Origin of the sequence: Maritimibacter sp. 55A14, from assembly GCF_003122205.1 — a bacterium.
Classification (GTDB): domain Bacteria; phylum Pseudomonadota; class Alphaproteobacteria; order Rhodobacterales; family Rhodobacteraceae; genus QEYE01.
This window is the reverse complement of record NZ_QEYE01000001.1, coordinates 255,744-276,308: the sequence shown is the minus strand read 5'-3', so window position 1 is coordinate 276,308 and position 20,565 is coordinate 255,744. Positions and strand designations below refer to the sequence as shown.

The following is a 20,565-nucleotide window of genomic DNA, read 5'->3' as shown; positions in this document are numbered from 1 at the left end:
GTGATGGCTTGACTTACGCATAACGTAAATGATTACGTAAATGAAGCGCGGACATGATCGCGTGGCGAAACTCCGGGGGATAGGCCATGAAAATCAACATCCTGGGGGCCGGACCGGCGGGACTCTACGCCGCGATTCTGCTGCGACGGACGCGGCCCGATCTGGATATCTCCATCCATGAGCAGAACCCGCCCGACGCCACGTTCGGCTTCGGTGTCGTGTTTTCCGATCAGGCGATGGACTTCCTGGCGCAGGACGATCCGGAGACCGCCGCGCTGATCTCGCCGCACATGATGCGCTGGTCCGACATCGTGGTGAATCACCCGGAAGGGCGCGTGGTGATCGACGGGATCGGCTTTTCCGGCATCGGGCGGCTGGAGCTGCTGCAACTCTTGCAGGAGCGCGCCGCGGCGCTGGGCATCCGGCCGCGCTACGGTGCGCGGGTCGAAGCGCTGGCGGACCTGCCCGCGGCCGATTTGGTGATCGGGGCCGACGGGCTCAACAGCCTGGTTCGGGGCAGCGATCCGCAGGCGTTCCGCGCCGACCTGACCGAAGCCGACAACCGATTTGTCTGGTACGGGGCGGATCGTGAGTTCGACGCCCTGACCCAGACCTTCGTGAACACCGAACACGGGCCGATGACCGCGCATCACTACAGCTACGCACCCGGCCGCGCGACCTTCATCGTCGAGATGCAGGCAGACACGTTCGCCCGCACGGGGTTCGCGCAGATGGCGGAGCCGGAGTACCGCGCCGCCTGCGAGGCGGCCTTCGCCGATCAACTCGGCCCAGCGCGGCTCATCCCCAACAATTCGCTCTGGCGGCGCTTTCCCAACCTCGCCTGCGGGCGCTGGCACGCGGGCAATCGGGTTCTGGTGGGCGACGCGCTGCACACCGCGCATTTCTCCATCGGGTCGGGCACGCGGCTGGCACTGGAGGACGTGATCGCGCTGGTTCACGCGCTGGAGGGGGCGGATTGGGACGTGGCGCAGGCGCTGCCGGCCTATCAGGCCGCGCGGCAGCCGGTGCTGGAAAAAATCGTGACCGCCGCGCGCAATTCCGCCGCCTGGTACGAGGGCTTCGGGGAACATATGGCGCTCGACCCCTGGCATTTCTCGTTGAGCTATATCCGAAGGGGCGGGCGGCTGGACGCCGCGCGGCTTCAGGCCATGGCGCCAGGCTTCGCGGCCGAACTGGCGGCGCGCGGCATCGCGCCGGACGCGGCATGAGCGCGCCGACGCCCGAGGGGCTCGCGGCCGGGATCGGCTTCGATCTGCCGGAGCGCTACAACGCGGCGCGGCTTCTGTGGGACAACCTGGCGGCGCGCGCGGACGCGCCCGCGATCCTGCACGACGGCGGCGTCTGGAGCTATCGCGTCCTGGCCGCCGAGGCCGCGCGGATCGGCAATGCGCTGCTGGGTGCGGGCGCGCGGCCCGGCGATCGTATCCTGATGTTCATGGATGACGAGCCCGCCTATCCGGCAGCGATCATAGGGGCGATGCGCGCGGGGCTGGTGCCGATGCTCATCAACACGCTCTCGCCGCCCGAGTTGATCCGGTTCTTTCTGGAGGATAGCGGCGCGGTGGCTGCCGTCGTCTCGGACGCCTTCGCGGGACTTTTCGGGCCGGAGACCTGTGCGGGAACCGCCTGCGGCGCGGTGCTGAACGCGGGCGCGCGGCCCTGGGCGGACGCGCCCCCGGTGCTGGATGAGCACCCCACCACAAGACGCGACATGGCCTTCTGGATGTATTCGTCGGGCTCGACCGGGCGGCCCAAGGGCGTGGTCCACAAGCATGAGGACGCGGCCTATTCCGCGCAGAGCTACGCGCGCGACGTGCTGAAGATCGGACCGGGTGACATCTGCTTCTCGATCCCGAAGATCTTCTTTGCCTACGGCTTCGGCAATTCCGTGACCTTCCCGATGGCGGCCGGCGCCGCGGCGGTCCTGATGTCGGGCCGCCCGACGCCCGCCCGCGCCTTCGAGCAGATCGCCCGTCACCGCCCGACGATTCTCTTCGGGCTGCCGACGCTCTATACCGCGCTGGTGCGGGACCCTGCCGCCGAAGGCGCCGACCTGTCGTCGGTGCGGCTTTGCGTATCGGCGGCGGAGGTGCTCTCGGCCGAGATCGCCGGAGCCTGGCGCGACAGTTTCGGTCACGCGATCGTCGAGGGGCTGGGCTCCACCGAGATGCTGCATATCTACCTGACCAACGACGAGCGGGTGCAGAAACAGGGCTCGGCGGGCCGGGTCGTGCCCGGCTACGCGGTGCGGCTGATCGCGCCCGACGGACACGAGGCCGTGCCGGGCGAGGAGGGCGTGATGCAGGTCATGGGGCTTTCGGGGGCGGAGTATTACTGGAACCGCCCCGACAAGACGGTTGGGACAATGCGCGCGGGCTGGATCGACACCGGCGACCGTTTCGTGGCCGACGCGGAGGGCTACTACTTCTTCCGGGGACGCGCGGACGATCTGGTAAAGGTCTCGGGCCAATGGGTCTGGCCGCTGGAGATCGAACTGGCGCTCAACGAGCACCCCGATGTGGTGGAGGCCTGCGTGCAGGCTGTGGAGATGGCCGATTGCCGCATGACGTTGGTGGCCTGGGTGGCGCTGGCGGAGGGGTGCGGCGGCGACGCGGCGATGACGCGGGCCTTGCAGGCCCATGCCAAGGCGGCCCTGCTTCCCCATAAATACCCGCGCGAGATCGTCTATCTGGACGCCCTGCCAAAGACCGGAACCGGCAAGATCGACCGGCAGGGGCTGCGGGCGGCACACGGGGCGGGGGCGTGATGCACTCATTTTCTGCATTATATTGCAGTCACCCGCGCCGTGTCGCCCGCGTTACCCGGTTGGGCCGCGCGTCCGGCCGCCACGCCACGGCTGGACCTGTCGAAATGACGCGCGGGCGCAGTGGAGATTTTGTCATTGCCGTCAGCCTCCTGCGCACCGCCCCGAGGCACCGGGCCACGCGCGGCTTGCACAACAGGCAAAATAACGCATTAATGCAGAAGGAATCGCTGCGCGGCTTCTGCAAGGCCACCAAATGACGCAGCCGGCACATAACAAGGGACGGCCAGCCCCCGGTCCGGCGACGGATGCAGGGCTGGCCAAATTCTGAAACCGGGAGGACCAAATGAAAAGAACGCTGACTGCGCTGCTTGCAGCAACCATGCTGACCGCGCCGGCCCAGGCGGCCGAGGTGAAGATCGGCTTCGTCACCACGCTGACCACCGGCGCCGCCGTGATCGGCAACGACATGAAGAACGCCGTCGATCTGGCGATGGAGCATCTCGGCGGCAAGGCGGGCGAGCATGACCTGACCGTGATCTTCGCCGATGACGGCTTCGCGCCGGAAACCGGCAAGCAGGCCACTGACAAGCTGGTCAAGCAGGACGATGTCGATTTCGTCGCGGGCTATATCTGGAGCCACGTTCTGCTCGCCTCGCGCAAATCGGTGCTCGATGCGGGGAAGTTCCTGATTTCGGCCAATGCCGGACCGTCGCAGATGGCCGGCGTTCTCTGTGACGAGAACTTCTTCTCCACCTCCTGGCAGAACGACCAGACGCCGATGGCGATGGGCGAGGTGCTGAACCGGCAAGGGGTCAAGTCGCTCTATGTCATGGCGCCGAACTATGCCGCGGGCAAGGACATGGTCGCGGGCGTGGAAAACACCTTCGCGGGCGAGATCGTGGGCCGTGACCTGACCAAATGGGGCGCGGATGCGCAGCTCGATTTCTCCGCCGAACTGGCCTCGGCCAAGGCGTCGGGGGCGGACGGCATCTTCGTATTCTATCCCGGTGCCGCGGGTGGCGCCTTCATCAAGCAATACGGCCAGGCCGGGCTGAAGGACACGCTGCCGCTCTATTCGGTCTTCACCGTCGATGCGCTGTCGCTGCCGAAGCTTCAGGCGGCGGGCTTTGATTCGGTTCTTGGCTCAAAGGTCACGCAATCCTGGGATCCGACGCTGGACAACCCGGCCAACAAGAAATTCGTGTCCGATTTCAAGGCGAAGTACGGGTCCTACCCGTCCTTTTACGCGGCCCAGGCCTATGACTCGATCAACATGATCGCCGACGCCGTCATCGCGGTGGATGGCGACATGTCAGACAAGGACGGCATCCGCGCGGCATTCAAGGAAGCCGATTACGGGTCGGTCAAGGGCAGCTACAGCTACGGCAACAACAACATTCCGATCCAGAACTTCTATCTGCGCGAGGTCGTGGTCGACGAGGACGGGAACTGGACCACGAAAGTCGTGGAAACCGTGTTCGAGAACCATCAGGACATCTATGCCTCCGAGTGCAAGCTGGACTGACGGCCGGGCGCATCGCAACAAAAGGCCGGGCGCCCCAAGCCCGGCCTGACACATAAGCAAAACTCGGAGCGGTCCCCGTGGATTACGGGCTTTTCTTCATACAGGCGCTGAACGGTCTGCAGCTTGGCCTGCTGCTGTTTCTCGTGGCTTCGGGCCTGACGCTGGTTTTCGGCATCCTGGATTTCGTCAACCTGGCGCATGGCTCGCTCTACATGCTGGGCGCGTTCATCTGCGCCTCGCTGACCTTCGCGCTGGGCAATTACATTCTGGCGCTGATCGTGGCGCTGCCGATCGCGGGGCTGCTGGGATACGGGGTGGAGCGGGTGATCGCGCGGCCGCTTTATGCCCGCAACCATCTGGACCATGTGCTGGGCACGTTCGGCGTGATCCTGGTGCTCGACACGCTGGCCCACATGATCTGGGGGCCCGCTGGTATCGCGGTGCCGCTCCCGAACTGGCTCAACGGGCAGATCGTGCTGGGCGGGACCTTGGCGATCCCGTCCTTCCGGCTGCTCATCATCGCGATGGGGCTGGCCACTGCTGCGGGGCTTTTCTGGCTGGTGAACTACACGCGGCTGGGCATGCTGATCCGGGCCGGCGCCTCGAACCGCACGATGGTGGCCGCGCTGGGGGTGGATATCCAGCTTCTCTTCGGGCTGGTCTTCGCGCTGGGCGCGATGCTGGCGGGGCTCGCCGGGATGCTGATCGCACCGATCACCGAAGCCTCTATCGGGATGGGCAACAGCATCATCATCACAGCCTTCGTGGTCATTATCGTGGGCGGGATCGGCTCGATGAAGGGTGCCTTCATCGCGGCGTTGCTGATCGGCATGATCGACACGATGGGGCGGTCCTTCCTCGACAACATCTTCGGGCTGGTCATGTCACCTACTGCGGCCGAGACCTCGGCCCCGGCGGTCTCGGCGATGCTGATCTACATCATCATGGCGGTGGTTCTGGCCCTGAGGCCGCAGGGCCTCTTTCCGCCCAAGGTGCGCTAAGGATGGCAGGCATGGCTCTCAGACACTGGATCACGCTGGCTGTCCTCGTGCTGCTGGCGGTGATGCCGCCGGTCTTCATCTGGATGGGCAATCCCTTTTACGTGGACCTTGCCACGCGGCTGGTGATTCTGGGCATCGCGGCCACCAGCCTCAACCTGATCCTGGGCTATGGCGGGCTGATCTCCTTCGGGCATGCGGCCTTCGTGGGGATCGGCGCCTATGCGGTCGGCATTCCCGCCTATCACATGCTCTATGGCGGGGGTGAGGCGGTGGCCTCCTTCAACGGGATGTTCCAGATCCCGCTGGCGGTTGCGGTCAGCGCGCTTTTCGCGCTGATCACCGGGGCGATCTGCCTGCGCACCAAGGGCGTCTACTTCATCATGATCACCATGGCCTTCGCACAGATGGTCTATTACTTCTTCATCTCTATCGAGGAATACGGCGCCGATGACGGGCTGGTGATCGACATGCGCTCGCAACTGCCCTTCATCGAACTGGACGAGCCGCTGCAACTCTACTTCTTTTGCTACGCAAGCCTGATCGCGGCGCTGCTGATCGTGCGCACCATCGCCAATTCCCGCTTCGGCATGGTGCTTCAGGGCGCCAAGGGCAACAACGAGCGGATGGTGACGCTGGGCTACAACACCTATCTCTACAAGCTGACGGCCTATGTCATTTCCGGCGCGATGGCGGGCTATGCCGGGGCGCTGCTGGGCAATTTCACCACCTTCATCTCGCCCGAGATGATGGACTGGTCGCGCTCGGGCGAACTGATGTTCATGGTGATCCTGGGCGGCGCCGCGACGACGCTGGGCCCGCTGATGGGATCGGCGGTCTTCATCATCATCGAGGAGGTGCTCTCGAATTACACGATCTACTGGCACCTGCCGTTCGGGCTGATGCTGATCGCCGTGGTGCTCTTCGCGCGCGGCGGGCTGATGGGCGTGATCGGCCGGGGCAGGGACGGAAAATGAGCGCGGAACTGGAAATATCCGGGCTCAACAAGAGCTTCGGCGGTATCAAGGCCACGGACGACATAAACTTGGCGGTTACCGCGAACGAGTTGCACGCGATCATCGGGCCCAACGGCGCGGGCAAGACAACGCTGATCTCGCAACTCATCGGCTCGCTCCGCCCCGATACCGGGCGGATCGTGTTCCGGGGCCGCGATATCACCCGGATGCCGGCCCATGCCCGCGCCCGGCTTGGCATCACCCGGTCCTTCCAGATCACCTCGCTGGTGATGGAGATGTCGGTGCTCGACAATGTCGCGCTGGCGGTGCAGGCCCGCGACGGGCATTCCTTCCGCTTCCTGCGCCCGGCGCGCGCCGTCGCCCATATTCGCGAGGCCGCGCGCGGCTATCTCGAACAGGTGGGCCTGGGGCCGCGCGCCGACGCGCCCACGGTGGCCCTCAGCCACGGCGAGCACCGGCTGATGGAGATCGCCATCGCGCTGGCCTCCGAGGCCGGGCTGATGCTGCTCGACGAACCGATGGCAGGTCTGGGACCGGAGGAATCCGCGCTGATGGTGGCGCTTCTCAAGCAACTCAAGGGCAGCCGCACGATCCTGCTGATCGAGCATGACATGGATGCGGTCTTCGCGCTGGCGGACCGGATATCGGTGCTGGTCTACGGCCATGTGATCGCGACCGGCATGCCTGACGAGATCCGCTTCAACCACGATGTCCGCCACGCCTATCTGGGGGAGGAGTAGGCGGATGCTGAAGATTTCCGGCCTGACGACGCATTACGGGTCCAGCCAGGCGCTGTTCGGCGTCGATCTGGAGTTCGGCAGCGGCGAGGTGGCGACGCTGCTGGGCCGCAACGGCATGGGCAAGACGACCACGATCAACTCGATCCTGGGCATCGTGCGGCCCACCAGCGGTTCCATCGTCTTCGACGGTACGGAACTGGCGGGCCGCCCATCGTTCCGCAACGCAAATCTGGGCATCGGGCTGGTGCCCGAGGGCCGGCAGGTCTTCCCCAACCTGTCACTGTGGGAGAACCTGGTGGCCACGGCCTCCAACCACCTGGAGCAGGCCGATCCCTGGACAGTGGAAAAGGTCTTCGCGCTCTTCCCGGAACTGGCAGACCGGCGTGGCTCGATGGCCAATCTGCTCTCGGGCGGCGAGCAGCAGATGCTGGCCATCGGGCGCGCGCTGATGACCAACCCGAAACTTCTGATCCTCGACGAGGCGACCGAGGGGCTGGCGCCGCTGATACGCCAGAAGATCTGGACCGCTCTTGAGGAGATCAAGCGCAGCGGCCTGTCGATCCTGGTGGTCGACAAGAACCTCAAGGACCTGCTGCGCATCGCCGACAGGCATTTCATCATCGAGCGCGGCGTTGTCGTCTGGCAGGGCAACTCGGCCGAACTGCGCGAGGACCGCGAGGCGTTGCACCGCTACCTGGGACTCTGAACGTGCGCCATCACTTTGGTGCGAGGGCGGGGTGCCCCGGCAGCCGGACTGCGTTATTTCTGGTTCCATGAAACGGTCGGCAGAACGGGCGGAACCGCCGATGGCGGACAGGCAAATGGGTGCACGTAACGCGCCGACGACGCGCCGCCGTGTGCTTCTCGGCGCCGGCGCGGCGATCTTCGCGGTGGCTCTGGGTGTCCATGGCTGGCGGTCGCGGCGCCCCTTCGAGGGGCCGGAACTGAGCGCGCCGGAGGCTTTTGAGAAGGCCCGCGCGGGGGAGATCTTCCTCATCGACATCCGCCGCCCCGACGAATGGGCGCGCACCGGCGTGCCGCAAGGCGGCCACCCACTCGACATGCGGCGCGACGATTTCGAACAGGCGCTGGCGCGGATCACCGCCGCCGACCCGGATCGTCCGGTCGCGCTGATCTGCGCGCGCGGCGTCCGCTCGAGCCAGCTTACCGCGCGGTTGCAAGCCGCCGGGATGACCCGGCTGATCGACATCCCGGAAGGCATGAACGGATCCGCCGCTGGGCCGGGCTGGGTCAGGCGCGGGCTGCCCGTGGTGGTCCCGGACGCGGCGCAGGGATAGCCGCACATGCGCAGGCATCTTCTACACCATGGGTGGCCCTCCACGCACTGGCCCGGTGCAATGACCTGGATTGCGTTCTGCAGCAGCCTGCTCGCGCCGGTGCCGGAGTCGCCCGCTGCTGTTACTTGACCGAGCAGGTCTTGCCGGTGGCGACGATCTTGCAATTGCCCTTCGTGGAGACGCTGAAGCGCTTGGGCTCGTAGCGTTTTTCGGTGTCGGTGCTGCTATCGCCGCCGCCGGTCAGCTTGGCAAAGATGCGGCTGAAGAAGGAGTCTTCCGCCGCGTCATCTGTCTCCGCATGCTCTGCCGTCTCGGCCGCCGGATCGGTCGCGACCTCCTCCTGTGCGGCGTCGGCCTTGCCCTTGAGCCGATCCTCGGCGGCCCGCGCCGCGGCCAGATGGCGGTCCCGGCGGATATTCACTTCGGCGTCGGCCAGGCGTTTCTGTTCCTCGACTGACAGGACGGGGGCGTTACTGCCGACATTGTCGAGCGGCGTATCGAGCATTGCGTTCAGCCCGTCATAGTCGATCGCCGCCAGGATTTCGCGTACTGCCGCGTCCGAGGCGCGGGCGCGGGCGAGGATCTTCACCTCGTCGCGCAGGCTGCCGTTGAATTCCCGGTACGGGGCTTCGGCCCTGGCGCCGAGCAGGCCCAGATTACGGCTATAGGCCACGCCCTGGATCACCGCGAAACCTTCGCGCCCGACCATCGCGGCCACATTGTTGTCCGAAATCTCGATCGCCAGCCCCTGCATGCCGCGCGGCGTGCGCGTGCGGCTGTAGCTGGCGCGCAGCGCGACGATGTCCTCGCCCTTCTGGTAGACCCATGTCTGGGCGTCGCGTTCGGCCCGCGCGGCCTCGGCTTTGCGGGCGTCGAGATCCAGCAGCGCGCCGGCGACCGTGCTTTCCTTCAACTCCGCAGTCAGGGCCTTTTCCCGGGCGCTGGGCTGGGGCGGCAGCAGGTCCAGCAAGGCCCTGTCGGCATCGGTCAGGGCGCGGCGGGTCCAGCCCGCGGGTGGCTCGGGCAGATGGATGCTGGCCGGCTGCGCCTGCCGGGCGGCCTTCTCCTCGGCTGCGCGCGTCTCATCCTGCGCGACGTTGAAACGTGCAGGGATGGTCTGAACATATGCCACCACAGACAGGCCGCCGGGGATTTGACGGGCCTGCGTCGCGTAATCGAGCCCGGCCACCGCCGTGGCGGCGATCACACCGAAACCCAGCGCAAAATAGTTCATCGTCGGCCCTTTCTTCCAAGTCCCGCCTGTTGGCTAGATCTGAAAACTGGCGGAAAAATGAAGGCTCTGTGGAGATTGCGGGCGTTTACTCAGCGGCAACCGACATCGGGGCGCCGGGTATGGGGGCGATCCCGTCGGGCAGGTCGACACCGGTCTCCAGCAGATCGCCGGGGGCGAAACAGCAGCTCATCATCGACAGTGGCACTGCCGCCGCGAGGCTGAGCGCGATCGGCGCCAGCCAGAGCGTGACCACGCCCGCAGCCATGCCTGCCAGCAGCAGCGCGCCCGCAAACGTCTCCAGCCAGTGGAAGGCCAGCCGCGCCCGAAGCCCGTACTGGCCGCCGCCGCGGGTCGGCGGCGCCCAGCCTTGCGGCGCGCCGAGCCAGACCCGCACGACCGCGAGGGTCTGCTGCACCATGAGGATGGGCGCGTAGAGGACCGAGGCGAGAAGTTCCAGCCCGAAGGAGGCCAGGAAGCGCCGCGCGCCCCCGAAGCGCGCCAGCCGGTCGGGGTCGTCGAGCACCCGCGCCGCGGCGATGAATTTCGGTGCGAAGAGCAGCGCCAGCGGGATCGCCAGCAGCACCCAGGGCGCGATCATCGAGGTTTCGGGCCAGACCGGGTAGAGCGGGTTGGCCTCGTTGAAATAGCGGATCACCGAGACCTCGGCACCGTTGCCCACCAGCGCCCAGACCACGAGGATCGCGAACCAGGCGGGCGAGGCCAGGTAGCTCAGCGCGCCCAGCGCTAGGTGCATGCGCGAGACCGGGTGCAACCCCGGAGTGGCCAGCAGACGCAGATGCTGGAGATTGCCCTTGCACCAGCGCCGGTCGCGCAGCGTGTAGTCGATCAGATCTTCGGGCGCGCGCTCGAAACTGCCGCCGAGATCGGGCAACAGGCGGATGCCCCAACCGGCGCGGCGCATCAGCGCGGCCTCGACGAAATCATGGCTCAGGATCAGCCGCTTGCGGCGTCCCAGCCGCGGCAGCCCTGCGGTTTCGGCGAAGGCGCGGGTACGCAGGATCGCGTTATGGCCCCAGTAATTGCCTGCCCGGCCCGACCAGTGCGCCAGTCCGCGCGCGAAGAGATCGCCATAGGCGGCGTTGGAAAACTGTTGCAGCCGGGCGAAAAGATTGCGCGCGCCGTGCAGGCGCGGGGCGGTCTGCACGAGCCCCAGCGACGGGTCGCCTGCCAGCGTGTCGGTCAGCGCGGTGATCGCCTCCGCGCTCATCAGGCTGTCCGCGTCGAGCACCAGCATGGCGTCGTAGCCCGCGCCCCAACGTGACACCCAGTCGGCGATATTGCCGCTCTTGCGGTCGGTATTGGCGGCCCGGCGGCGGTAATGAATCGCCGGCGCGCCCGGCATCATGTGACGCGCGCGCAGGGTCAGCGCCTGCTCGCGCGCGGCAATGGCGTCGTCGGTGCTGTCGGAGAGCACGAAGAAGGCAAAGCGGTGCATACCCGGCGCGGCGGCCAGCGCGGCGCGCATGATCGCGAGATTGGCGAAGACCTCCTCCGGCTCCTCGTTATGGATGGGCGCGAGCACCGCGACGTTCAGGGGCCGCGGCGGCCTCGCGGGCTGCGGTGCGGCGGGCATCGGGCGCATCCCGGCGACCACGGTGGAGGCGGACCAGGCGATCATGAAGAAGAGGATTGTGGTCAGCGCGATCACGCCGGTCTCCAGTGCGCTCAGCCCGCCGGCCGAGAACCAGCGCCAGAGCAGAGGCAGGTAGCAGGCCGTCAAGCCGAGCGCGCCGAAGGCGATGGCGAGGCGCCAGCGATGCGGGCGCGGGCCGTCGGTCGCAGGCGGCGCCACCGGCCCGGTATCGCGGTGTGCGAGGTCCTGCGCCGGGAAATCCAGCGGCGCCTCGGGCGGCATCCAGACGGGGGCTTCGGCCGTTATCGGCGCGTGCAGCGTCATGCCGTCCACCTGTAGAGCCAGACTTCCGACACGCCGCGCCCGTCCAGCGTAAGTTGCGCGCGCATTTCGGAGAGCGTCGCGCCCTCGGGAAAGAAGGTGAAATCGAGCCGCAGCCCGCCGGTCTCGGGATTGCGGTTAAGCGAAGGATCGCCAACCCGCCCGCGCGTCGCCCGCACCATGCGGCCCAGCTCCGCTGGGTCGTCGGGCAGCACGGCATGGGGTCCGAAGTCGATCGCCACGACGATCCCGCCCTCGTGGCGCGGCCCCATGCGGGTGTTGATCACCGGCGCCACGGCGCGCGCGCCCTCCGGCATCGCGCCCCAGTCCAGCCGGTAGCTGAAGGCGTAGGACGCGCCCGGCTCGATCAGTTCGGCGGGGCGCCAATAGGCCACGATATTGTCGTAGATCTCGCGGTCGGTGGGAATTTCCACCAGCGTCACCGCGCCGCGTCCCCAATCCTCGCCCGGCGTCACCCAGAGCGACGGGCGCAGTTCGTAACGCGCGACCAGATCGGCGAAATCGTCGAACTGCCTCTCGCGCTGCATCAGCCCGAAACCCTTGGGATTCTCGTCAAGGAAGGCGCTGACCTGAAGCGTTTTTGGGTTGGCCAGCGGCCGCCACAGCCGCTCACCCGCACCGTTGAAAATCAGCAGACCGTCACTGTCATGCACGGCGGGCCGGAAATCCGGGTGCTGGTCGCGGTTTGTCTCGTCGAAGAAAAACATCGAGGTCAGCGCGCCCAGCCCGACATGCGTCATCGCCTTGCGCGGGAAAAGCTCGGCGCTCACCTCCATGCCGATCAGCGGACCGGGGCGGATGTCGAACCGGTAGAGTCCGGTGGTCGAGGGGCTGTCGAGCAGCGCGTAGACGCGGAAGACCTCGGCGCCGGGCTCGGGGCGCAGCACCCAGAAGTCAGTGAATTCCGGGAATTCCTCGCCCTCCGGCTCGGCGGTCTTGAGCGCCAGCCCGCGCCCCGAGATGCCATAGACCTGCCCCGGCGCATGGGCGCGGAAATAACTCGCCCCCTGCATGACGAAGAATTCCTGGAAGATGTCGGCCGTCTCCAGTTCGGTCAGCAGGCGGAAGCCGGAATACCCCAGCGCGTCGCCTTGCGGCAGATCGGGCACCGTGTCGCCGCGTGCGAAGACTGCGGGGTCGTAGGCCACGCGCCGGGTGCGGCCATTCTCGACCACATGGATGCCCACCGCAAAAGGGTAGTAGAGCCCGTTGGGAAAGAACTCCATCCGAAGGGGCGTGTCGGTGTCGCGCCAGACCTGTTGTTCGGGCTTGTAGCGGATCGTGGAGTATTGCTCGTATTTCAGGTCGAGCCAGGCCTGCGGAACCGTCGGGCGGAGGGTGAATGGCCGGGATGCGCGCTCCTGAGCCATGCGGCGCAGCGCGTCGGGGTCGAAGGGCGCGCCTGCACCGGCGCGGGCGGCGCCCGGAACCGCGGGAACGGCGGCCAGGGCAGCCAGGCCGGAAACGAACGCACGCCGCAACATCGTTACACCTTCGGTTTGCGCCAGGGGTGGCTCTTGAACCAACCCGCCACATAGGCCACGGCGATCAGCACGGCACAACCCGTCACGTTAACCAGCCAGAATGTCGGCAGATTCCGGCCGGCCTCGTCCAGCCAGACGCCGAGGATCCGCGCAAGCCACATGGAGGTGATGAAGACCGCCAGCGATTGCTGACCGACCTTGAGGATCCAGCGCAGCAGCCGTCCCCAGGCGGCGCCCAGCATTCCGCGCGGGTCCGCCTTCAGCCGGTGTCCGCCGCTGCCTGCCGCGACCCAGCCCAGATAGGCCAGGGACAGGAAATGCGTGTAGCGCAGGATCCCGAAATCGGTCTTGTCGAAGAAGGGCGTGTTGGCGATGCGCCAGTCGCGCGCCCAGTCGGCGGTGCCCAGCTCGCGCATCCCGATATGGCTGAGCGGAATGTTGACCAGCACCACGGCAAGCGCCAGGCCGATCAGCCAGGGGCGCACCGGCGGCGCCGGTATCCAGCCGCGCATGAAGCCGAAGCCGGTGAAGAAGACCAGTTGCCAGCCGAACGGGTTGAAGAACCAGTTGCGGGTGTTGTTGGGCGGCTCGAACCAGTATTGGGCGGGCAGGTGCAGAAACTCCAGCCGCGCGGCGAGCGGGGCCAGCGCCTCATAGCCGCCCTGGGCAAACCCGCCGACCTGCGTTGCCGCCCAGATCAGCGCCGAGCCCGCCAGCGCCAGCCGCGGGTCGATGCGCGCCAGCCCCATCATCAGCGGCACCATCGCCAGGATCACCAGATACATCGGCAGGATGTCGAAATAGTTCGGCACGTAGCTCAGCGTCAGCAGGCCGATCAAGTTGGCGGCGGTGTCCTCGAAGAACGGGTAGAGGTTCAGTTGCGCCACGTAGTCGCGCATGAAGAGCCCCGATGCGTTGAGCGCCGCCACGGTGGCCGCCACCGCCAGGAAGAGCCCGACATGCGCCCAGTAGACCTGCCAGACCCGGAACGCGATCCGGGCCGAACCCATTGGCCAGCCGCGATTGGCGTAGACCGCGCCGAATGCGATCGCGGAGGCCATGCCGGAGCAGAAGACGAAGATCTCGGTCGCGTCGGAGAAACCGAACCGCGCCGGGATCCAGCTTGTGAAAAGATTGCCGGGCGTATGGGCGAAGAGGATGATGAACATTGCCAGCCCGCGATAGAAGTCGAGCCGGATGTCGCGTTCGCGCGCAACCGGGCTCGCCGCCGCAGCGGCGCGCGCAAACGCCTGACCCTGGGCCGGCGGTGGTTTGGGCGCAGCGGACATGTCGATTGTCGCGGTCGTCATTTCGGTTCAGACGTTAAATGCACTACTCCGCCGGCATCGCAAGGGCCTGCCGCCGCATCCGGCCGATCAGTTCGCGGCGCGATGCGGCATAGGCGTCCTCGGCGCCCGCGCGCATGGCGGAGCGTTCCAAAATAATCTTCTCGGCATCGTTGAGATAGCCCGCGCGGATGCCTGCGTCGATCGTCAGGCGTTCGAACACGTCGCGCTGGGCATGGCTGCCGCCGATGCGCTGCATGCCGGCCCGCGCGCTGGCCAGCCTGTGGAAAGCGGGCGCATAGGCGCCTTCGCCGAACAGTTCCAGCCCCTCGGCGGCGGCGCGCCCCGGATCGGCGCAGATGCGCGCGACTTCCACGCCGTCGGAATCTGCGTCGCGGGAAATGCGCGCGACGAGCCGTGCCGCGGCCTCCTTGCGGCCGTCGCCGACCAGCGCTAGCAGGTAATGCAGATCGGCGAAGACCAGGCAGCCGTCGTCGATGCGGTTCTCCGACAGATCGGCCAGTTCCTCCCAGCGGCTGCCCACGTCGTGACCGTCCAGTTCCAGCCGCATCAGCAGCGAGGTTCCATTCGAGATGTCGCGGAAATCGTCGGTGTGATCCTTGCGGATCTTTGCGTCGTAGAGGCTGAAGACGCTGTCCAGATCGCCCTGGTCGAGATGCATCAGCGCCTTGTGCCACCAGACATGGTAGCGGAAGTTGTTGCAATGGTCCCAGGCGCCTTCATTGGCTTCCAGCCAGGCCAGCCCGGCGGCGGAATTGGCGGTCATGTCGTGAACATGCGCCACCGCGTGCAGGCCCCAGGCGTCGTCGCGGGCCGACTGCATCCCCTCGATCCCGGTCAGACGGGCGTCGTCGAAGAACCCGTTCTCCTCCAGCGCGAAAGACCGGCAGCCCAGCAGGTAGCCGCGCGCGGGGTGATCGGCGCCATAGGCGGGCAGCACGGCCTCCACCGAGGAGAGCATGCCACGGCGGTCGCCCATGATGAAGCGGATGGCATGGCTGAGCTTCATCGCCAGCGCGTCCTGCGGATGCATCCCGAGGACCGCCTCGAGCCGGGCGACGGCCTGCGTCGGCCGGCCGGCCAGCCACTCGGCCAGCGCCTCGGTATAGAGCCGTTCGCGCGCGGTCGCGCCGGGCGCCGCGCGGGCCGCGGCCAGCGCCTCCGCGGCAACGGCGACCAGTTCGCGCCGGCCCAAGGTCAGCATGAAGAGCCCCTTGACCGCATGCGCCAGCCCGAACTGCGGCTCGGCGGCGATAACCCTGGCCAGGTGATCGGGAACCGATGCGCCATGCGCCAGGAAGGCCTGCATCATCGCGTTCCAGGATTCGGCCGCGTCCGCCGCCGCCAGGGAGATGTCGTTGCCGTAAATGTCGGTCTGCACCTCGGTACCTCTCGAATCACCCGTTAACGTTTCACGACATTCACTTGCATCGCTGCCGTTGCTTTGCCATGCCGGAGGGCGCGACCCAACGCAATTGTGTCCGGATGTCAGGCCGCGCGCGGCTTTCCGCCGGTTCGTCCGGATTGGTCGAGGAACCGGCGCCAACTCTCTGTAATCTAATCGTTCTCCCCTGAGTCCTGCTTGGGCGGCGTCGCCGCCAGGAAACGCCCGAGCGCCGCTTGGCCCTCGCCCAGCGCAGGCGGCGCGCGACGATATGTTACCGGCGTTGCGGAGAATTTGAGCGGGTTGCCCAGAAGCCGCACAGGCGGCGCATCGGGCCGCGCGACCTCCACCACCATTTCACGTGCCCGCGCCTGTTCGGAGCCCAGCGCCTGATCGACCGTATGGACCGGCCCGACCGGCACCTTGCGCGCCTCCAGGCTCTCGGTGACCGCGGCTGCGGGCAGGCGCGCCAGCGCTTCGGATATAACCGGGATCAATGTCTCACGATGCTCCAGCCGCGCCGGGTTGGTGGCGAAACGCGGGTCGGCGGCCAGGTCCGGCAGGCCCAGGAAATCGCAGAACCGTACGAATTGCGCGTCGTTGCCCACCGCGACGATCACATGCCCGTCGGCCACCGCGAAAACCTCGTAGGGGACGATGTTGGGATGCGCGTTGCCGCGCCGCCGCGGCAACTTGCCGGAGGTCAGGTAGTTCGTGCCCTCGTTGATGAGCCAGGCCATCTGGCTGTCCACAAGGCCGATCTCCACATGTTGGCCCTCTCCGGTGGCGTCGCGGTGGCGCAGCGCGGCCAGGATGCCCACGCAGGCATACATCCCGCACATCACGTCGGCGATGCCGACGCCCACCTTCATCGGCGGGCCGTCGGGTGCGCCGGTCAGGCTCATGATCCCGCCCCAGCCCTGCGCCATCAGGTCGTATCCCGGCTTGTCGCGGTTGGGTCCGGTCTGGCCGTAGCCGGAGATCGAGCAGTAAACCAGCCCCGGATAGGCGGCGCGCAGGCTCTCGGCGTCGAGCCCGAACCGCTCCAGCCCGTCGGGCTTGAAATTCTCGATGACGATATCGGCGCGCGCGGCCAGGTCCATCAGCATCGCCCGATCCGCGGGATCGGCCAGATCGGCCGCGACCGAGTGCTTGTTTCGGTTGGCGGACATGAAATAGGCGCTGAGATCGGAGTCTCCGCCCCGGCCGTCGGGCGCATAGGGCGGGCCCCAGGCGCGGGTGTCGTCGCCGCCGGTGGCCGGGTTCTCGATCTTCCAGACCGTGGCGCCCAGATCGGCCAGAAGCTGCGTGCAGGTGGGCCCCGCAAGGATGCGCGAGAGATCGAGCACCACCACCCCGTCCAGTGCGCCGCGTGCCTCAGATGCGTCCGTCATAAGCTCCCCTTTCGATCCGGGCCGCGATCACCGTGAACCGGTCGGCGCGCAGCGCCTGATCCAGCGCCGCCTGAAGCTCGGCGCGGTTGCTTACGTCGTGACCATGCCCGCCGAAGCCGCGCGCGATGGCCGCGAAGTCGTGGCGCGCGAAATCGACGCCGGCATTTTTCATCTGCTGGCCGCGCTGCTTGAGCTCGATCAGCGCCAGGCTCGCATCCGCGAAGACCACGATGATCGGGGCGAGTCCCGTCTCCGCCAGTGTGGCCAGCTCGCCCGCCACCATCAGGAAGCCCGCATCGCCGGTGAAGGCCACGACGGGGCGCTCCGGCGCACCGATCTGCGCGCCGATCGCCAGCGGGATGGCGCAGCCCATGGTGCACAGGCCAGAGGATTGCATCAGCCCGCGCGGCTCGTGGCAGGTCCATATCTGTGACAGCAGGATGCGGTGCGCGCCGCTGTCGGCGGTAGCCAGCGTGTCGCGGGGCAGGGCGCTGCGGCAGGTGTCGATTACCGCCGCCGGGCCCCAGTCGCCGTCGCGCGGGAAGGCGCACGCCAGGGCCGCGCGTGCGGCCTCATCCTCGCCGCCCGGCCAGCGCGGTGGCAGGCGTCCGGGCCGGCCGAGCGCGGCCAGGGTCGGGCCCACGCCGCTCTGGAAGGCCAGCCCGGCCTGGTGCATGTAATGATGGTTGGGCACCGGCGCGATGTCGATCACATTCTGGTGCGCCGGGTCCCAGGCATCGCGCCAGCCCGGACGCATCTCGATCGGGTCATAGCCCGCCGCGATCACCAGGTCGGCCTGCCCGAAAAGCGGCACCAGCGACCGGTCGGCCAGCGGCGAGAGCCCCGCTCCGCCGAGGCAGAGCGGATGGTCCTCGTCCACCAGCCCCTTGGCCTTGTAGGTGGTAGCGAAGGGTATCTGCCAGGCATCCGCGAAGTCCCGGATCGCCCCGCCCGCATCCTCGGCCAGCGCGTCGAGCCCGACCAGCATCGCCGGGCGCTCGGCGGTCGCCAGCCAGGCGCGGGCGCGCTCCAGTTCCGGGCCGGGCGCGGGGGTGAGCGGCGCCGCGCCCGCCCGCCGCGCGGGCCGCGGCGGCACCGCAACCGCCGCGCCCGCCGCCGCGATCGGCACGTCGATATGGACCGGCCCCGCGCGCGGCTCCGTGGCGATCCCCAGCGCCTTGTCGGCCTGTGCGTCCACCGCGTCCGGCTCCAGTCGGAAGCTGGCCTTGGTGATCGGGGCGAAGACGGCGCGGTGATTCATCACCTGATGGGTATAGCTCGCCTCCTCCACCGCATCGACGCAGCCGGTGAGCAGGATCAACGGCACCCGGTCCTGATGCGCGTTGGCCACCACATTGACCCCGTTCATCGCGCCGGGTCCCAGCGTGGCGACCATGATCCCCGGCGCGCCGGTCCGGTGCCAGAGCCCCTCGGCCATGAACCCTGCCGCGTTCTCGTGCTTGACCAGCCGGAACTCGATCCCCGCCGCCTCCAGCGCATCGACGAGCGTCAACACCTCGCCGCCGGGCATCCCGAAGGCCATCCGGCAGCCCGCCTCGTGAAGCCGCCGGGCCAGGACATCCGCCGCCCGCATGGTTCGTGTCATGTCGCAATCGCCCCCTGGATCGACCGCGATCCATAAAGCACCGAACGCCGCGCGGCGCAATCGCGGGCGCGCCGCCGCTCGCGCGAGCGTGAGCCGGCCCCTTCTTCTTGCTTCTTGCTCCAAATATCCCCGCCGGAGGCGGAAATCCCGCGCGGAGCGCGGCTCAGGCCTCGTAAGTCACGCACCCGCCGCAGATCGTCATCATGGGCGCGACCGCACCAATGGCTTCCGGCGGAGTGGCCTCCAGGTCGGCGTCGAGCACGACCACATCGCCGAATTGTCCCGCCACGAGCTGCCCCTTCTCGCCTTCCGAGAACTCCACCCAGGCATTGCCGCGCGTGTAGGAGGCCAGCGTCTCCATCAGCCCTTGCCGCTGGTCGCCCCAGCCCGGCCCCAGGTCGCGCGGCGCCACGGCCGCCTGGATGTTGGGCATCACGTCCACGGGCACCACCGGCCAGTCGGTGGAGAAGACCAGCGGCGCGCCGCTGCGCCGGATATCGGCCCAGGCGAAGGCCAGCGGCAACTGGTCGGCATGGAGCACCGTGTCCGGCGCGGGCGGGTCGAAGAAGCCCGCGAAGGCGGCGTGGCGCGGCTGCATCGACGCGACGGCGCCCAGCCCGTGGATGCGCGGCAGGTCGTCGGGATGGATGCTCTCGATATGCTCGATCCGGTGGCGGCTGTCGCGCGGCCCGTTGGCACGCCGCGCCGCGGCATAGCCGTCAAGGGTGCGCCGCACCGCCAGATCGCCGATCGCGTGGACGCTGATCTGCAGCCCCAGCGCATCGGCGCGGATGCACGCGGCGTTGAAATGCTCCGGCTGGAAGACCGCCTCGCCGGCATTGCCCGGACTGTCGGGATAGTCGCGCAGCATCAGCGCGGTGCGGCTTTCCATCACCCCGTCCATGAACATCTTGACCCGCCCGGACCAGAGCCGCTCGCCCCGGTAACGCGCATGCATTTCCGCCGCCTCCGCCAGCCGCTCGAGCGGGTCGAAATTCTTGAGGTGAAATGGGATCTGGATCCGGCAGATGAGATCGCCCGCGGCCTCCATCTCGTCGAGCAGCTCCAACTGGTAGAAATTGCCGTCCATGTTGTGCAGCGTCGTTATGCCCCGCGCGGCGGCATGCGCCAGGCCGCGGGCAATGAGCGCCTTGTCGGCGGCGCGCTCGGCGGCGGTTGCGGGCGGTTCCGGGTCGGCGCCGGTGACATAGCCCAGCATGTCGCGCCCACCGGTGCGCGAAAGCTTCAGGACCGGTCCGAAGGCGCCGGTCTCCAGCAACTCGCCCGTCGCGCGCCCGTCCGCTCCCATCACCACCGAGGAGCCTTCCGGGCAAACGGCCCCGTCCAGCAATCCGGCCATCTCAAGCGCGCGGGTATTGGCCCAGACGGTGTGGATATCGGGGGCCAGCAGCGCCACGGGGCGCTCCGCCAGGATCGCGTCGAGGTCGTGACGGGTCGGGTTGCGCCCGCCGATCAGCCCGTAATTGGCCCCCGTGCCGACGATGAGCGGCTCGTCGGGGCGGGCGGCGGCATAGCCCCGGATCGCCTCCGCCAGCGCCTCGGCCCCGCGCACCGTGTCGAGGGACAGGAAATCCAGCCCGGCGGAGCCCTGGAAGAGATGCACATGGCTGTCGATGAAGCCCGGCAGCACGGTATTGCCCCCGGCATCGACGATGCGCGTGCCCGGCCCGGCCAGGGCGCGGATCTCGTCCGTGCCGCCCACCGCCAGGATGCGCCTCCCGCGCAAGGCCAGCGCTTCGGCCCGCGGGTGCGTATCTTCCATCGTCAGGACACGCCCGTTCAGGATCACCATGTCGGCTGTCTGTTCCATCCGCTTTCACCTCCGGCCAGGCTGGGCGGCGGGTGCTTCCCAAAGCCCGGCGACACGCCTAGG

General features: G+C 67.8%; 16 protein-coding genes. 8 read left to right on the top strand and 8 right to left on the bottom strand.

The window, feature by feature from the left end:
* The first annotated feature begins 86 nt into the window (after positions 1-86).
* From DDZ14_RS19830 to DDZ14_RS01300, 8 genes are all read left to right on the top strand, one after another.
* Positions 87-1,229 (top strand): FAD-dependent monooxygenase, encoded by a 1,143-nt coding sequence (locus tag DDZ14_RS19830; protein WP_199221255.1) that lies wholly within the window; start codon positions 87-89, stop codon positions 1,227-1,229.
* Entirely contained in the window at positions 1,226-2,788 is a 1,563-nt protein-coding gene (locus DDZ14_RS19825) for a benzoate-CoA ligase family protein (RefSeq protein ID WP_199221254.1), read from the top strand. Before DDZ14_RS19830 ends, DDZ14_RS19825 begins: the two co-directional genes overlap by 4 nt.
* 343 nt (positions 2,789-3,131) lie before the next feature.
* A complete protein-coding gene (locus tag DDZ14_RS01325) occupies positions 3,132-4,313 on the top strand; it encodes an ABC transporter substrate-binding protein (RefSeq protein WP_233252430.1) in 1,182 nt (393 codons plus the stop codon).
* 77 nt (positions 4,314-4,390) lie between these two features.
* Positions 4,391-5,314, top strand: a complete 924-nt coding sequence (locus DDZ14_RS01320; protein WP_109423130.1) for a branched-chain amino acid ABC transporter permease — start codon at positions 4,391-4,393, stop codon at positions 5,312-5,314.
* An 11-nt stretch (positions 5,315-5,325) separates the two neighbouring features.
* On the top strand, positions 5,326-6,288 hold the full coding sequence (locus DDZ14_RS01315) for a branched-chain amino acid ABC transporter permease (RefSeq protein ID WP_109423196.1): 963 nt from the start codon (positions 5,326-5,328) through the stop codon (positions 6,286-6,288).
* Positions 6,285-7,028 (top strand): ABC transporter ATP-binding protein, encoded by a 744-nt coding sequence (locus DDZ14_RS01310; RefSeq protein ID WP_109423129.1) that lies wholly within the window; start codon positions 6,285-6,287, stop codon positions 7,026-7,028. The genes DDZ14_RS01315 and DDZ14_RS01310 overlap by 4 nt, the downstream gene beginning before the upstream one ends.
* Before the next feature lie 4 nt (positions 7,029-7,032).
* Complete coding sequence (locus DDZ14_RS01305) at positions 7,033-7,734, top strand: ABC transporter ATP-binding protein (RefSeq protein WP_109423128.1); 702 nt, start codon at positions 7,033-7,035, stop codon at positions 7,732-7,734.
* 100 nt (positions 7,735-7,834) lie between these two features.
* A complete protein-coding gene (locus DDZ14_RS01300) occupies positions 7,835-8,326 on the top strand; it encodes a rhodanese-like domain-containing protein (protein ID WP_233252429.1) in 492 nt (163 codons plus the stop codon).
* Between the two features lie 121 nt (positions 8,327-8,447).
* Here DDZ14_RS01300 and DDZ14_RS01295 read toward each other — a convergent pair whose 3' ends face one another.
* From DDZ14_RS01295 to DDZ14_RS01260, 8 genes are all read right to left on the bottom strand, one after another.
* Positions 8,448-9,560 carry a hypothetical protein gene (locus DDZ14_RS01295; protein WP_109423127.1) on the bottom strand — a complete coding sequence of 371 codons (1,113 nt, stop codon included), beginning with the start codon at positions 9,558-9,560 and terminating at the stop codon, positions 8,448-8,450.
* An 85-nt stretch (positions 9,561-9,645) separates the two neighbouring features.
* Complete coding sequence (gene mdoH / locus DDZ14_RS01290) at positions 9,646-11,478, bottom strand: glucans biosynthesis glucosyltransferase MdoH (RefSeq protein ID WP_109423126.1); 1,833 nt, start codon at positions 11,476-11,478, stop codon at positions 9,646-9,648.
* Positions 11,475-12,980 carry a glucan biosynthesis protein gene (locus tag DDZ14_RS01285; RefSeq protein WP_109423125.1) on the bottom strand — a complete coding sequence of 502 codons (1,506 nt, stop codon included), beginning with the start codon at positions 12,978-12,980 and terminating at the stop codon, positions 11,475-11,477. Before DDZ14_RS01285 ends, mdoH begins: the two co-directional genes overlap by 4 nt.
* 2 nt (positions 12,981-12,982) lie before the next feature.
* The gene (locus DDZ14_RS01280) at positions 12,983-14,290 is read right to left on the bottom strand and encodes an OpgC family protein (RefSeq protein WP_233252428.1); all 1,308 of its coding nucleotides are present in this window, start codon (positions 14,288-14,290) and stop codon (positions 12,983-12,985) included.
* A 22-nt stretch (positions 14,291-14,312) separates the two neighbouring features.
* Positions 14,313-15,668: a tetratricopeptide repeat protein gene (locus DDZ14_RS01275; protein WP_109423124.1), complete on the bottom strand. Its 1,356-nt coding sequence runs from the start codon at positions 15,666-15,668 to the stop codon at positions 14,313-14,315.
* Positions 15,669-15,844: 176 nt separating this feature from the next.
* Positions 15,845-17,065, bottom strand: a complete 1,221-nt coding sequence (locus DDZ14_RS01270) for a CaiB/BaiF CoA-transferase family protein (RefSeq protein WP_109423123.1) — start codon at positions 17,063-17,065, stop codon at positions 15,845-15,847.
* Positions 17,049-18,671, bottom strand: a complete 1,623-nt coding sequence (locus DDZ14_RS01265) for a thiamine pyrophosphate-binding protein (protein WP_109423122.1) — start codon at positions 18,669-18,671, stop codon at positions 17,049-17,051. Before DDZ14_RS01265 ends, DDZ14_RS01270 begins: the two co-directional genes overlap by 17 nt.
* Before the next feature lie 163 nt (positions 18,672-18,834).
* Positions 18,835-20,502 (bottom strand): amidohydrolase, encoded by a 1,668-nt coding sequence (locus tag DDZ14_RS01260; RefSeq protein WP_109423121.1) that lies wholly within the window; start codon positions 20,500-20,502, stop codon positions 18,835-18,837.
* Positions 20,503-20,565: the final 63 nt, after the last annotated feature.

Coding starts and splice junctions, on each gene's coding strand:
- DDZ14_RS19830 (WP_199221255.1), top strand. CDS start 87: ATGAAAATCAACATCCTGGGGGCCGGACCGGCGGGACTCTACGCCGCG.
- DDZ14_RS01270 (WP_109423123.1), bottom strand. CDS start 17,065: ATGACGGACGCATCTGAGGCACGCGGCGCACTGGACGGGGTGGTGGTG.
- DDZ14_RS01265 (WP_109423122.1), bottom strand. CDS start 18,671: ATGACACGAACCATGCGGGCGGCGGATGTCCTGGCCCGGCGGCTTCAC.
- DDZ14_RS01260 (WP_109423121.1), bottom strand. CDS start 20,502: ATGGAACAGACAGCCGACATGGTGATCCTGAACGGGCGTGTCCTGACG.
- mdoH (WP_109423126.1), bottom strand. CDS start 11,478: ATGACGCTGCACGCGCCGATAACGGCCGAAGCCCCCGTCTGGATGCCG.
- DDZ14_RS01310 (WP_109423129.1), top strand. CDS start 6,285: ATGAGCGCGGAACTGGAAATATCCGGGCTCAACAAGAGCTTCGGCGGT.
- DDZ14_RS01285 (WP_109423125.1), bottom strand. CDS start 12,980: ATGTTGCGGCGTGCGTTCGTTTCCGGCCTGGCTGCCCTGGCCGCCGTT.
- DDZ14_RS01295 (WP_109423127.1), bottom strand. CDS start 9,560: ATGAACTATTTTGCGCTGGGTTTCGGTGTGATCGCCGCCACGGCGGTG.
- DDZ14_RS01280 (WP_233252428.1), bottom strand. CDS start 14,290: ATGACGACCGCGACAATCGACATGTCCGCTGCGCCCAAACCACCGCCG.
- DDZ14_RS01325 (WP_233252430.1), top strand. CDS start 3,132: ATGAAAAGAACGCTGACTGCGCTGCTTGCAGCAACCATGCTGACCGCG.
- DDZ14_RS19825 (WP_199221254.1), top strand. CDS start 1,226: ATGAGCGCGCCGACGCCCGAGGGGCTCGCGGCCGGGATCGGCTTCGAT.
- DDZ14_RS01305 (WP_109423128.1), top strand. CDS start 7,033: ATGCTGAAGATTTCCGGCCTGACGACGCATTACGGGTCCAGCCAGGCG.
- DDZ14_RS01315 (WP_109423196.1), top strand. CDS start 5,326: ATGGCTCTCAGACACTGGATCACGCTGGCTGTCCTCGTGCTGCTGGCG.
- DDZ14_RS01300 (WP_233252429.1), top strand. CDS start 7,835: ATGGCGGACAGGCAAATGGGTGCACGTAACGCGCCGACGACGCGCCGC.